This is a genomic window from Gorillibacterium terrae, assembly GCF_051594785.1.
Lineage (GTDB): Bacteria > Bacillota > Bacilli > Paenibacillales > NBRC-103111 > Gorillibacterium.
The window spans coordinates 67,080-80,002 of record NZ_JBPPGI010000001.1; the positions used below are offsets into that span (position 1 = coordinate 67,080).

Sequence of the window (12,923 nt, forward strand, 5' to 3'; positions counted from 1 at the left end):
CGCTCTCTGTGTCTATTTAATGAGCCAGGCCTTCAGCATCATCACCAACTGAGTGGTGTTGATCGGCTTGGGAATGTAATCCGAGGCTCCGGCCTGCAGGCACTTGAGCCGGTCCTCCTCCATGGCGCGGGCGGTCAGGGCGATGATGACCAGATTCTCATATTCCGTCTTGCTGCGGATTTGCCGCATGGTCTCGTATCCGTCCATCTCCGGCATCATGATGTCCATGAAGACCAATTCGACCCCTTCCAGCTCGTCCAGCATCCGCAGCGCTTCCCGGCCGTTCTGGGCGAAGTGGATCTCCATGTTATAGCCTTCCAGCACGCTCGAGAGGGCGAAGATATTGCGCATATCGTCGTCCACGAGCAGAATGCGCCGCCCTTCGAACGCCGCCTCGGGGTTATGCAGCTTCTCGATCAGCTTCTGCTTATCCGGCGGCAGGTCGGCGGTTATGCGGTGCAGGTAGAGGGCCGTCTCGTCGTACAGCCGCTCCATGGAGCGGACGTTCTTGATGACGATGCTCTCGGCGTAATGCTTCAGCCGCTGCTCGTCCTGCTTGCTGAGCTCCTTGCCGGTATAGATTATCACGGGCAGCGTCTGCAGCTTGCGGTTGGTCTTGATCTGCTCCAAGAGATCGAAGCCGGAGATATCGGAGAGGCCGAGGTCCAACACCATGCAGTCAAAATGCTCCAGCGTCAACTGCTCCAGCGCTTCCCGTCCGGTGGCGACGGCGGTGATGTGGACGTCCGGGTGGGCGATGAAGGCGACGAGGCCTTTGCGCAGATCCGGGTTGTCCTCGACGATGAGCAGGCTCTTCGTCTGACGGCGGATGTAGCTCTCGATCTGCAGGAAGGAGGTTTCCAGCTCCTGCGGATCCTTCGGCTTCTTCCAGAAGGAAAGCACGCCGAGCGACAGCGATTGCTGGTTGGTCTCTTCCGCCGAGATGACGTGCACGGGGATGTGGCGCAGCTCGGGCCGACTCTTCAGCCGGTTGATGATCGACCAGCCGTCGAGCACGGGCAGGTCCGTGTCGAGCAGGATGGCATCCGGCTTGTAGGCGTGGGCGAGGGCGAGCCCTTGGTCGCCCTGCAAGGCCACGATCGCCTTGAAGCCGCGGCTGCGGGCGAGCTGCAGCAGGAAGGCGGCAAAGTCCGCGGCCTCCTCGATGATGAGCAGCACCGTGTCTTCCGGGGACAGGCCGGCCCGGTCGTCCTCCATCTCCGAGAATTGCAGCAGCTTCGGATTGGCGATGGAGATGTCCGGCACGAAGGATTCCATGAAGGACGGTTTGTCCTTCGAGGCTTGCTCGGCGGCGGCGATGGAAGTGACGGCCGCCGGTTGCGGCGCGTCCGTCCGGGAAGCGGGCAGGATCAAGTGGAAGACGCTGCCCTGGCCGACGGTAGAATCCGCCTCGATCCGCCCTCCGAGCAGGCCGGCGAGCTCGCGGCTGATGGTGAGGCCGAGCCCGGTACCGCCGTATTTGCGGCTCGTGGTGCCATCCGCCTGCTGGAACGCTTCGAAGATGCTCTCGATCTGAGCGACGGGGATGCCGATTCCCGTATCCGTAACCGAGAAGACGACATCCTCCGCGGTGGCCGCCGTTTGCAGACCGGTCACGCCGTCTCCCCGGCGAATGTCGAGCAGCACGGAACCCCGTTCGGTAAACTTAAGGGCATTCGACAGCAGGTTGCGCAGCACCTGGCGCAGCCGGTGGCCGTCGGTGACCATGGCGTCCGGAACCTTGCGGTCGAGACGGATATCGAAGGCAAGCTCCTTCTTTTGCGCCTGCAGCTCGAAGGTTCGGAACAATTGGTCGGCTACCTCGCGCAGCTCCGTAGACTCGACGACAAACTGCATTTTGCCCGTCTCCAGCTTCGCCAAGTCCAGAATTTCATCAATGAGCTGGAGCAGATCCTTCCCTGCGGAGAAGATGGTGTGCACATACTCGAGCTGCTTGGCTTGCAGATTGCCTTCCTTGTTCTCGGCCAGAATCTGGGACAAGATCAGCAGGCTGTTGAGGGGAGTGCGCAGCTCGTGGGACACGTTGGCGAGAAACTCGGACTTGTGCTGGGCGGCCAAGTAGATCTCGTCGGCCTGGGCCTGAATCTCCAGCTTCTGGCGCTCGGTCAGCTCCATCTGCGCGTGCAGATTCCGGTTGGAAGCGGCCAGCTCTTCCGTCTGGGCTTGCAGCTCCTCCGCTTGGGCCTGGAGCTCGTCCCGCTGCCCCTGCAGCTCCTCGGCTTGGGCCTGAAGCTCGTCCCGCTGCCCCTGGAGCTCCTCGGCCTGCGCCGCAAGCTCGCTCGCCTGCTGCTCGATTTCCTGCTTCTGCCGGGTGGCCGTCTCGTACGACAGGCGCAGGTCCTCGGCTTGGGTCCGCAGCTCCTCGGCCTGCTGGAGCACCTCGTCCGCCTGCCGCTCGATCTCATCCTTCTGCCGGAGCGTCTGCTCCTTCTCCAGCCGCAGGCTCTCGTTCGAGGCGACAAGCAGACCGGCCTGCTCGCTGAGCTCCTCGGTCTGGACTCGCAGCTCTTCCGCCTGCGCCTCCAGTTCCTCGGTCTGCGCTTGCAACTCCTCGGTCTGCGCTTGCAGCTCCTCGGTCTGCGTCTCCAGCTCTTCCTTCTGGGAGAGGGTTTCCCGCAGCAGCTCGTCGATCCGGACCACGTCGGAGAGAGTGTTGAGCAGAACCCCGAAGTTGCGGCTGACTTGGTCGATAAGCCGGCGCTCCCGATCGTCCAGCGTCCGGAAGGAAGCCAGCTCCATCACGGCGACGACATCCTCTTCGTAGAAAATCGGGACGATCAAGAGATGGGAAGGCGCGGCTTCCCCGAGTCCCGAACGGATTTGAATATATCCTTTGGGCAGCTCGTCCAGTTCGAGGGGCTGCTTATCGAAGGCGCACTGGCCGACCAAACCATGTCCCACGGCGATGGGTTCGCGGGCTTCGAGCTTCTCCTCGTGAGCGTAACCGGCGGCAAAATGCAGTCGGTCGTCCCGCTTGATGTACAGGATGCCGTAATGGGCTTTGACCGCCCCCGCCAGCTTGCTCATGAAGATGGCGGCGGCCGTTTCCACCTTCACCGATCCCTGCAGCACGATGGCCATCTCCGAGACCTGGCGGTTGATCCAGACCTGTTCCTCCGCCGCTTGGCGCAGCTCGGATTCCTGCTCCGCCTTAAGTCGCATCTGCGCAGCCAGCTCGTGATAGGAGCGGGCGAGCCCGTGAAATTCATCCCCGGCGTCTTGGGCAAGATCCGCCGTCGTTTCGCCCGACTCCATGCTCCTCGCGATGGAGGACAACTGACTGAGCCCCAGCCCGAAGGCGCGAAGGGTCCGCGAAGCAAGCGCGAATACCGCGATAATTCCGATCAGGCAGAACGTCAGCAGCATGAAGAGCGGAACACCCCGCGTAAAAGCCAGGGCGGTTGCCGCGATTCCGGCAAACCCCGCTCCAGCGGCAGCTGCGCCCCACCGAACTCTCGATTGTATGGTCATCCGTTCACCTTATTCTTGATAGATTCTTGATCGTTTCAAAGACGCTTTATTATACCGTGAATGAACGGACAAAGACATGGCAAAGCCGCCAATTCCGATCTTTTCCGTTCAAAGTTGTAGGATTTAAACTCATTCGTGGCTTATTCGTGACAGCGAGGCATGGGCTGATGGGGTCGGGGGCTGGAAGAGCGGCCGAGAGGACAAAAAACGGATCGGATCGGCGTGCAAAAGGGAGGTAGTCGGATGCCTCTTGGCTTGACGCAGCAAGGCTTTCGAGGGTATGGTATCCTAGCAAACGGCCTCCCCGGCAGGAGGGGGCCGATCGGAGCGGCAGAAGGGGTAGGGAAGATGAAGGAACGCGAATTTTTCGGCGAGATGAGGAAAAAAGGGGTCTCGCTGAGTCCGGTTCAGGAGGAGGCGGTCCGGCGGACCGAGGGGCCGGTGCTGCTGCTGGCGGTTCCCGGCTCGGGCAAAACCACTACGGTCATTTCCCGCATCGGGTATTTGATGCAGGTGAAGGGCTGCGATCCGAAGCGGATCAAAGCGGTGACGTTCAGCCGGGCGGCCGCCGAGGACATGAAGGAGCGGTTCGCCAAGTGGTTTCCCGACCTGCCGAAGCCGGGCTTCTCCACCCTGCACAGCCTGGCGTTTGAAGTGGCGCGCGAGGATTTTCGTCGGAGGGGAATGGCCTTTCGGGTGCTGGAAGGAACCCGGGAGGACGAAGGCGGGGAAGGAGCGGTGCTGCACGAAGGCCGCGAAGGGGAAGCGCCCGCCGCCGGAGAGCTGCTCTCCAAGCGGCGGATTCTGCGGCAGCTCTACAAAACCGCCGCTGGAGAACTCCCGGCGGAGGACCGGCTGGATGAGCTCGCGACCTGGATCGGCTGCATGAAGAACGGGCTCGTCCCGGAGAGCGAGTGGAGCCGCCGCGAGGCGGGCCTGCCCCATGCGGCTCAGGTGCTGCGGGCGTTCGAGCGGTTCAAGGCCGATTACCCGGGCGGGCGGCTCGTCGATTACGACGACATGCTGACCCTCGCGAACGAAGCGCTGGAGCGCGATACCCGCCTGCTGCGGCGGTATCAGGACCGCTACGATTACCTGCTGACCGACGAGAGTCAGGACAACTCGCTCGTCCAGCACGCCATCGTGGAGAAGCTGGCCCGCCGGCACCGAAATCTGTGCGTGGTGGCCGACGACGACCAGAGCATCTACGGCTGGCGCGGAGCCGAGCCGGGCTATCTGCTCGAGTTTCGTCGGGTTTATCCCGACGCCGCTCTTCTCTATATGGAGCATAACTTTCGGTCGTCGCAGGAAATCGTCCGGACGGCGAACGAATTCATCAAGCGCAACCGCAACCGGTATGCCAAGAATATGACCACGCCGAACCCGGGCCGGGAGCCGATCCGTTTCCGCTCGTTCGCCGAGTATGCCGAGCAGGCGAAGCAGCTCGTCGGGGAAATCCGGCAGGCGCCGGATCTGGCCGAGGTGGCGATCCTGTATCGGAACAACCACTCGGCATCCGCCCTGATCAACCGGTTGGACCGGGCGGGGATTCCGTTCCGCGTGAAGGACCGGGACGAGCACGAGCTCCATCACTGGGTGGTCGAGGACATCCTGAATTTCATGCGGCTGACGTTTACGGAGAGGCGGCCGGAGATTCTGGAGAAGGTTCATCTGAAAATGAACGGGTACATCAGCCGGCAGCAGATGGCGGAGGTTCGGGAACGGGCGAACGGCGAGCCGGTGTTCGACTGCCTGCTGAACCTGCCCTCTCTCCAGGACTATCAAATCCGTCCGATAACGGAGGCGAGGGACACCCTGCGCGCGCTCAAAGGGAGTCCGCCGCTCGCCGCGATCCGTACGATCCGCTCGGAGCTCGGCTACGACAAGGCGCTGGACAAGCAGTGCGCCCGGCTCGGAGCGGGCGGGGATTACCTGTTCGACCTGCTGGACACGCTGGAGGATATCGCCGAGCCGCTCTTGTCGATGGAGGAATTCGCCGAGCGCATCGCCTACCTGCGGACGCGGCTTGCCAAGCCCGGCCCGCGCAAGGATCAGCCCGCTGTCACCCTATCCACCTTCCACTCCGCGAAGGGGCTGGAATTCGACCGCGTCTACCTGATCGACCTTGTCGAGGGGGTCTTTCCCTCGGAGGACGACGCCGATCCGGGGCGGATGGAGGAAGCTGTCCGCCTGTTCTACGTCGGCATGACCCGCGCCCGCGAGCGGCTGGAGCTGATGGCTTACCGCAGCCGGGGCAAGAAGAAGCTCAAGGAATCCCGGTTCATGCGGGCGGTCCGCGAGCTGACGGGCGGAGCGGAAGGCGGAGCGCCGCGCAAGGCGGGCCAGGCGGCGGGCGGGCAGACGACCCGCCCAAATTCTGGACGTCCGGGCGGGCAGCGGTCACCGGCGGCGATGCCGACCGGTACGCGGCCAGGCGGAGCGCGAACGGCTGGGACCCAGGCGGCCAAGCCGTTCGCGGCAGGTCCGCCGGCGCGCCCGTCAGCGGTACCGCAAGCGCGGCCGCCCGCAATGCTGCGCCCCGAGGGCCAGCGCCTGCTTGCGCAGCTGAGCGTCGGAGCGCGCGTCAAGCACCAACTCGTCGGAATCGGCGAAGTGGGCGAGGTAAGCGGAGACACCATCCTGATCCGTTTCGGCTCGGAGGCCCGGAAGTTCTCCCTGCCGGTCTGCCTGGAGATGGGACTGCTCGAGCCGCTTCCCGGACCGGCCTGAGCCATCCGGTGAAGTTGGCGTGCGGCTGAAGCTTCCGTCAAGACGGCCAAGCGGTTCAGCTGATTCCCGCGCCGCTTCGTTGGCGGAGGGGCTCCATTAGGCAATGGAAAAAGCAGGAAATGCCGCAACGGACTTGGTCGTCCGCTGCATCGCATTTCCTGCTTTTTTGTGTCCGCCGAAGCCGGTTATTGCCAATAGAAGGGACCGCAGCCCTTCAGGCGGGCTCGCCGTCCACCAGCCCGGCTCGGCGGCAACGTAGACGCCGCCGTTCGCGGCGTGGGGAAAGCTCGCTCCGATCCGCCCGGCGTTGCGGAGGGTCTTCGCAAGCGACCGCTCCCACGCTTCCTCGACCCATGCGGGGCAATCCTGCGGATGATTCATCGCTTCATCGTCCTCCGTTGTCTAATTTCGCCTCTAATTCCGTCTCTAACACCGCTGCATTCGCTTCGCAGAACCGGAAGCGGAACTCCGCTTCCCGCGCTTGCGCCGATGGGGCAGCGTGGAAGTCGAGGGTATACCAGAGCTGGTCCCGCCCGCCGTGGCCGCGATGGGTGCGCTCCGCGACCTCGGGAACGAATGCCGCCGGGTCGAACCGAATCTCGACCGCAAGCCGGCCCCCGTCGATCAAAAGATAGCGGCCGCGGCCCGCCGGTACCGGCCGAATCCAGGTGACGAAGCGCTCCGTCACCGCAAGCGGCTCCTCGCCGTCCGGCTGGAACCGGTCGTTCACGGCGAGCTGCGGCAGATCGCCTTTGCTCCAGACGAACCGACGGGTGAACGACCGAACCGTTCCGGCGGGGTAAGCGGCGGCCAGCTCCAGGACCAGCCGGTCCTCGCCGTTGTCCGGCCCGACCGACGCTTCCAGCACCCGGGCGATGGATTCGGGCCCGGCTGCTTGCAGCCGCCCGTTCAGGATCGGCACGGAATGGCCCTGGGAGCCCGTGCAGGCGATCTCATACCGGGTGGGACCGAAATACGACTTGGTGTATTCGCCGGAGCCGAGATCGGCCAGGAAGGGCCGCCCTTCGCCCGCGAGCAGGAAGTGGCCGAGGTCATTGTGGTTGTGCGACTCGTCGTTATGGCCGCCCTTGGCGGCGAAGCCGCAGATCCCGAGCGGCGAGGCGGCCCGGGAGACGAGCCACTGCGCGTCCTCCAGGTAGAAGCCGGCGGGCGGCCAATCCGCCCCCGCCGCCGAGCGGTCGCGCCAGAACAGGTTGCGGAAGGCATGCGCCCAGCGGTTGCAGTGATCCTCGCGGAAATCGGCGCGCAGGGAGTCGGGCGGCGCTTGCACCCCGGGATACTCGGCCGCCAGATAGCGGGAGAGCCCCAGATGCGCCCGGACATGCGCGTGGCTGTCGGAGAAATTGGCCACGGCGGAGCCGCTCAGGTAGATCTTCTGCTGGAATTCGGCGATCCGGGCAATCTTCTCCGCCCGGAACAGGTCCCGGCTTCCGCCGCTGCGCCTGCGCAGAAGATCGGCATAGAAGGTGAAATAACCGAAGCCGTAATTCCAATACCCGATTCCTTCCCGGCAGGCTCCGTCGTCGCCGAAGCTGCCCAGGTACGTATCCATGCAGCCTTCGACCTTCTTCAGAATGGCGTCAAGCTCGTCCCCGTCCTCCAGGAGCAGCAGGGCGGCGGAGCCGATCGAGCCGCCGCAGACGGAAGACCAGTTGTTCTCCATGCTCTCCCAATGGTAAGGGCCATGGGTCAGGAAGGGAACGAACAGCCGCTCCCGGACGAGATGCTGCATATAGCTGCGAACGAGCGGCGGCAGCCGGTCGCCGAAGAGCACCAACAGCTCGGCGAACGTGAAGCCCGTTTCGGCGGAGAACAGATCGATCGCATGCAGCGGACGCTCTTCGTTTACATGCGCGGGCACACACCAGGTCACCTCGCCGCAGATCGCCCAAAGCACCTCGATCAGCTTGGCGGCGTAGTCCTCCCGCTCCGGCTGCCACAGGGCGAGCAGGGCGAAAATATTGAGCATTCTCCGCCGCTCGAAATACGCCTGCTCGTATTCCAGCCGCGTGCCGTGCCGGTAGAGGTGGATGAACAGCGAGTAGCCGAGCTCGGGGATCGGCGCATGCCGAAGCCGATCCGCCTCGGACAAGATTTCCTGCCGGTCCAAGCGGAAGGCGTCCGAGGCGCCGAAGCTCGTCCAGAAGGCCTTCCAACCCTCCTCTGTGGCATAAAGCTCCCGGCTAGGGGAGACCATCCGCTTAGCTCCTTCGTTCAGACGGGCCCGTGCTTCCTGCTCAGGCCCGTTATTCCGATTCGTTTCCATGCACGTACCTCTTTTCCGCGGCGATTCGGGAATCAGCGGCCCATCCAGCCGCCGTCGACGCACAGGATATGGCCGTTCAGGTAATCGGAAGCGGCGGAGGCGAGGAAGACGGCCGGTCCCTTGACGTCCTCGGACGTGCCCCAGCGGCCGGCCGGGATGCGTTCGGTTATCGAATCGGTACGCTTCGCATCCTCGCGGATGGGCGCGGTGTTGTCGGTCGTCATGTAGCCGGGGGCGATGGCGTTGACGTTGATTCCGGAGCCTGCCCATTCGTTGGCGAACGCCTTGGTCAGCCCGGCTACGCCGTGCTTGCTCGCCGTATAGCCCGGAACGTTGATCCCGCCCTGGAAGGAGAGCATCGAGCAGATGTTGATGATCTTGCCCGAGCCGCGCTCCAGCATGTGCCGGGCGGCGATCTGCGACAGCAGGAACACCGTGTTCAGGTTCAGGTTGATGACGTCGAACCAGTCCTGCTCGCTGTGGTCCTTGGCCGGGCTGCGGCGGATGATGCCGGCGTTGTTGACGAGGATGTCGATATGGCCGGTCAGCTTCAGGGCTTCGTCGAAGGCCGCCTGCAGCTTGCTGTGATCGCCGAGGTCGACCTCGATGCCGGACGCCTTCACGCCGTAGGCCTCGGCTTGGCGCACGGTTTCCTGGCTGTCGGTCAGAGAGGCGGAGACGATATCGGCTCCGGCTTCGGCGAGACCGAGCGCGATGCCTTGGCCGAGACCCCGGGCCGAGCCGGTGACAAGGGCGGTTTTGCCTTGCAGACTAAAGAGAGTAGACATGGAAAAGCTCCTTTGCAGGGGAATGGGAGTCAGGCGCATCAGCCGCAGTCGATGGAGATGCCCGCCCGGCGGAAGGCTTCTGCGGTTTCCGCAGGGAGACCCCGGTCGGTAATCAGCCCGTCCACCTCCGCCAGCGTGGCGAAGGTGCGCAGGGCGGTGCTGCCGAATTTGTGGTGATCGACGGCGGCGTAGACCTTGCGGGCGGTTCGAACCAGCGCCTGCTTGTAATCGAGCGAATCGCCGGTATAGACGGACAGGCCGTGCTCCAAGTGAACGGCGGTCGCCGAGACGAATGCCTTTCCGATGTTCAGCCGGGAGATGTAGTCCACGGCCTCGGGGCCGGCCAGCACGTTGCGCACGCGGTAGCCGCCGGGAACGACGAGGCGGATGCGATCCTTCGGAGTGAGCTCGCTAATGATGTAGAGGTCGTTGGTGATGACGGTGAGAGGCGCGTTGTCCAAGGCCCGGGCGATGGCGAGCGTCGTGCTGCCGCCGTCCAGCGCCAGGATGTCGTCCGGCTCCATGTAGCGGAGCGCCCGCGCGGCGATCTCGGTTTTTTCCGCCGAGTTGGTGGCAAGCGGTTCCGTGTCGGAGAGGATTCCGAATTGGTCGCTCTGGGCCAGCACCGCCCCGCCGTGTACGCGGACGAGAAGCCCTTGCTCCTCCAGCCGGGTCAGATCCTCGCGGATCGTCTTGCCGGTTACGCCGAGCCGTTCGCTCAGCTCGTTCACCGTCACTTCTTTTTGGTTCAACAGGACTTCCATAATCAGCTCATGCCGCCGGATCGGATTCATCGCGCACCCTCTCATTTCAAAAACGAAGTTTTTCTTATTTTAGCGTCTTCATGGGAACCGGGTCCATATCGTCGTAGCGGATGTTGTCGCCGGCCATGCTCCAGATGAACGTATAGGAACTCGTGCCGACGCCGCTGTGGATCGACCAGCTGGGGGAGATGACGGCCTGCTCGTTGCGCAGCATCAGGTGGCGGGTCTCGCTCGGCTCGCCCATGAGGTGGACGACCAGGGCATCCTCCGGCAGATCAAAATAAAAATAGGCCTCCATCCGGCGGGGATGCACATGCGCGGGCATCGTGTTCCACATGTTGCCGGGCTTGAGCTGCGTGAGGCCCATGACGAGCTGGCAGCTCTGGACGCCGTTCGCGTGGATGAGCCGGTGGATCGAGCGCTCGTTCGAGTTCTTGATGTCGCCCAGCTCGGCGGACTCGGATTCGGCGAGCGTCGTCTTGACTGTAGGATACTCCTTGTGCGCGGGAGCGGAATTGAGGTAAAACTTCGCCGGATGCGCCGGATCGGCGCTCTTGAAGCGAACGTCCTTCGTGCCCTTGCCGACATACAGGCATTCTTTGGCGCCAAGCTCATAGGAGACGCCGTCCGCCACGATCGTGCCGGGGCCGCCGACGTTGATGACGCCGAGCTCGCGGCGCTCGAGAAAATAACCGACGCCGAGCTCCTTCAGGTCGGCAGCCAGCTCCACTTCGCCTTGCACCGGCATAGCGCCGCCGACGATCATCCGGTCCTCATGCGTCAGAACCAGCTTCAGCTCGTCGGCTGCGAAGAGAACGGGAATGTGAAATTCGCGATAAATCCGTTCGCTGTCAAACTGCTTAACGTCGGTCGGATGAGAGGCAAACCTGCGTTCCATGGTACCAATCTCCTTTGAATTGTGATAAGTTCGTATACGTACATGGTAAACTTTTTGTGTTCGTTTATCAAGTTTAAATGAACAAATATGGTTCATTTACGTTCAAATATAGAGGGGGATGAGGAAAATGGGACATGCTTGGGGGGAGCAAACGGCGGAGGAGCGCCGTCGGCTGCTGATTCGGCGAATCGCAGAGCAGGCGTATGCCCAGCCGCTGCTGGAGGGCGGGCTGTGGTTCTACGGCGACATTCGCAACAATTTCTATTATGCGTCCTACCTGTTTGCCGCCGCCGTCGACGAGACGCTGCCGGTCTCGTTCGACCGGCGGACGGCCGCGGCGCGGGCGCAGGCGGTGCTGCTGGAGGTGCTTGCCCTGCAGAATACCGTGCCGGGGACTCCGCTCTATGGGCATTGGCCGCTCGGATTGGCGCCGGCTCCGCGCGAGGCGAAGCCGCATGAGCTGCCGGCGGAGCTCATGGGCAGCCTGCTCGCCGTGTTCCGCCGCCGGTACGGCGAGCGGTTGGACAGCATGGCGGCGGTTCGGCTCGACGCCGCGCTCGGCCACGTCTACCGGGGAGGCTTCTACCGCAAGCCGCTCGCGCGGTACCACCATCACGAGGCCAAGTATACGGCGGCGAAGCTGATCTTCGGTCTGCTGTTCGACGACCGGGAGCTCCTGGCGGACGGCCGGGACTGCGTAAAGCGAACGCTGGCGCATCTTCGGGCGAACGGAATGGAGGAATACGGCGGCCTGCCGTGGTTCTGGCACTGGGTGCAGGCGTTTGCGGCCGCGCTGGAATTCGCGGCGGAGGCGGAAGGAGAGGAGAGGACCGCCTCCGGTCTGCGGGCGCTGCTCGATGAGCTGTGGCGCATCCGCGCCGATTGGTACCTCGGCGGCGCGTGGGTGGGCGCGCATTCGCGGGGCTGGCCGCACGACGTTCCCCGCGACGTCAATGTGCTGCACGACTACGTCCAGTTCGGCGGCTTCCCGCTGCCGGAGGAGCTTCCCCGGACGGAGTACGCCGGCCTGCTGTTCTATCCGGCCCCGCCGTCTGCGGTGAAGACGGCGCTCGACCGTAGCGAACCGACGGAGCTCCGGAAGCGGATCGTTCCGGTGACGTCGGCGGAGCCGTGGCATTCCTACGGGTATATTCGGGCCGAATATGCCGCGGGCGGGCTGTGGGAGCGGGTCGAGGAATTCGACAACGAGCAGCTCCGCTGGGCCTTCACCCTGCCTGTGCGAGCGGACGGAAGTGTGAATCGCCTCTATTTCTTCCATCCGGGCCGCGGGTATGCGGACGGCGACCCGCGCCATCAGAGCGGACGGATGGCGGTGCTGTACGATCGAAGCGTAGTCGCGGCGTGGTTTCCCGGTCCAGATGCGAGGGACGCCGCAGACTTCGCCGTCGGCGTGCTGCCGGCGGGAAGCTGGCTGGAGCGGCCGAACGCTCTGTATGGGCGCTGCGATGAAGCCCTGTTCGCGGTCTACCTGTCGGGTCCCTATACCATAACGGAACGGGACGGCTGGCGGGAGGTACGGCTGGCCCCGCTTCCCGGCGGCGTTGTGGTTGAGGCGTTGGCGGTTCGGGAGGCGGGAAAGCGAGGCATCGCCGATCTGGAAGCATTCGCCGCGGCAATGGAGGTACGGCGGCCGGTCTTTGCCGGCGGTTCTGTTGCGGACGGAGAGGCGACTGCGGCCGCGGCGAATGGGAGCGGGGGAAGTTCCGGTCCGGCGGGCCCTGCGCGGGAGAACGGAGCGGTTGGCACTTTCGACCCGGCGGCCGCGTCGGATGCGGACGGTGAAGCGGGCCATTCCTCCGCAGTTATCCGCTACCGGAGTCTGCAGGGAGGCGAAGTCGCCCTGCTTCGTCCGAGCGGATCGGAGGGTTCGGCGAGCTGGGAGGCGCACCGCGACGGAGCGCGGATGACGCTCGACGATTACGAGGGGTAAGGCAGGGGGGAAC

8 protein-coding genes are annotated in these 12,923 nt (G+C 64.1%); 2 read left to right on the plus strand and 6 right to left on the minus strand.

The window, feature by feature from the left end; genetic code table 11:
* Positions 1-12: 12 nt before the first annotated feature.
* Positions 13-3,492: a response regulator gene (locus ACSEXS_RS00275; protein ID WP_438431184.1), complete on the minus strand. Its 3,480-nt coding sequence runs from the start codon at positions 3,490-3,492 to the stop codon at positions 13-15.
* 348 nt (positions 3,493-3,840) lie between these two features.
* Between ACSEXS_RS00275 and ACSEXS_RS00280 the strand changes: the two genes are divergently transcribed.
* Complete coding sequence (locus ACSEXS_RS00280; RefSeq protein WP_438431185.1) at positions 3,841-6,222, plus strand: ATP-dependent helicase; 2,382 nt, start codon at positions 3,841-3,843, stop codon at positions 6,220-6,222.
* Positions 6,223-6,318: 96 nt separating this feature from the next.
* Here ACSEXS_RS00280 and ACSEXS_RS00285 read toward each other — a convergent pair whose 3' ends face one another.
* From ACSEXS_RS00285 to kduI, 5 genes are read right to left on the minus strand one after another with little or no spacing between them, the layout of a single operon-like run.
* Positions 6,319-6,603 (minus strand): hypothetical protein, encoded by a 285-nt coding sequence (locus ACSEXS_RS00285; RefSeq protein ID WP_438431186.1) that lies wholly within the window; start codon positions 6,601-6,603, stop codon positions 6,319-6,321.
* A 4-nt stretch (positions 6,604-6,607) separates the two neighbouring features.
* Positions 6,608-8,509 (minus strand): heparinase II/III domain-containing protein, encoded by a 1,902-nt coding sequence (locus tag ACSEXS_RS00290; RefSeq protein ID WP_438431187.1) that lies wholly within the window; start codon positions 8,507-8,509, stop codon positions 6,608-6,610.
* 32 nt (positions 8,510-8,541) lie between these two features.
* On the minus strand, positions 8,542-9,297 hold the full coding sequence (kduD, locus tag ACSEXS_RS00295; RefSeq protein ID WP_438431188.1) for a 2-dehydro-3-deoxy-D-gluconate 5-dehydrogenase KduD: 756 nt from the start codon (positions 9,295-9,297) through the stop codon (positions 8,542-8,544).
* A 38-nt stretch (positions 9,298-9,335) separates the two neighbouring features.
* Entirely contained in the window at positions 9,336-10,091 is a 756-nt protein-coding gene (locus tag ACSEXS_RS00300; RefSeq protein ID WP_438431189.1) for a DeoR/GlpR family DNA-binding transcription regulator, read from the minus strand.
* 34 nt (positions 10,092-10,125) lie between these two features.
* On the minus strand, positions 10,126-10,959 hold the full coding sequence (gene kduI / locus ACSEXS_RS00305) for a 5-dehydro-4-deoxy-D-glucuronate isomerase (protein WP_438431190.1): 834 nt from the start codon (positions 10,957-10,959) through the stop codon (positions 10,126-10,128).
* A gap of 127 nt (positions 10,960-11,086) precedes the next feature.
* Between kduI and ACSEXS_RS00310 the strand changes: the two genes are divergently transcribed.
* Positions 11,087-12,910 (plus strand): hypothetical protein, encoded by a 1,824-nt coding sequence (locus ACSEXS_RS00310; protein ID WP_438431191.1) that lies wholly within the window; start codon positions 11,087-11,089, stop codon positions 12,908-12,910.
* The last annotated feature ends 13 nt before the right edge of the window (positions 12,911-12,923 follow it).

Bases quoted from the DNA above. Each gene is read 5' to 3' on its own strand.
- kduI (WP_438431190.1), bottom strand. From the start codon at position 10,959: ATGGAACGCAGGTTTGCCTCTCATCCGACCGACGTTAAGCAGTTTGAC.
- ACSEXS_RS00275 (WP_438431184.1), bottom strand. From the start codon at position 3,492: ATGACCATACAATCGAGAGTTCGGTGGGGCGCAGCTGCCGCTGGAGCG.
- ACSEXS_RS00280 (WP_438431185.1), top strand. From the start codon at position 3,841: ATGAAGGAACGCGAATTTTTCGGCGAGATGAGGAAAAAAGGGGTCTCG.
- ACSEXS_RS00285 (WP_438431186.1), bottom strand. From the start codon at position 6,603: ATGAATCATCCGCAGGATTGCCCCGCATGGGTCGAGGAAGCGTGGGAG.
- ACSEXS_RS00310 (WP_438431191.1), top strand. From the start codon at position 11,087: ATGGGACATGCTTGGGGGGAGCAAACGGCGGAGGAGCGCCGTCGGCTG.
- ACSEXS_RS00300 (WP_438431189.1), bottom strand. From the start codon at position 10,091: ATGAATCCGATCCGGCGGCATGAGCTGATTATGGAAGTCCTGTTGAAC.
- ACSEXS_RS00290 (WP_438431187.1), bottom strand. From the start codon at position 8,509: ATGGAAACGAATCGGAATAACGGGCCTGAGCAGGAAGCACGGGCCCGT.
- kduD (WP_438431188.1), bottom strand. From the start codon at position 9,297: ATGTCTACTCTCTTTAGTCTGCAAGGCAAAACCGCCCTTGTCACCGGC.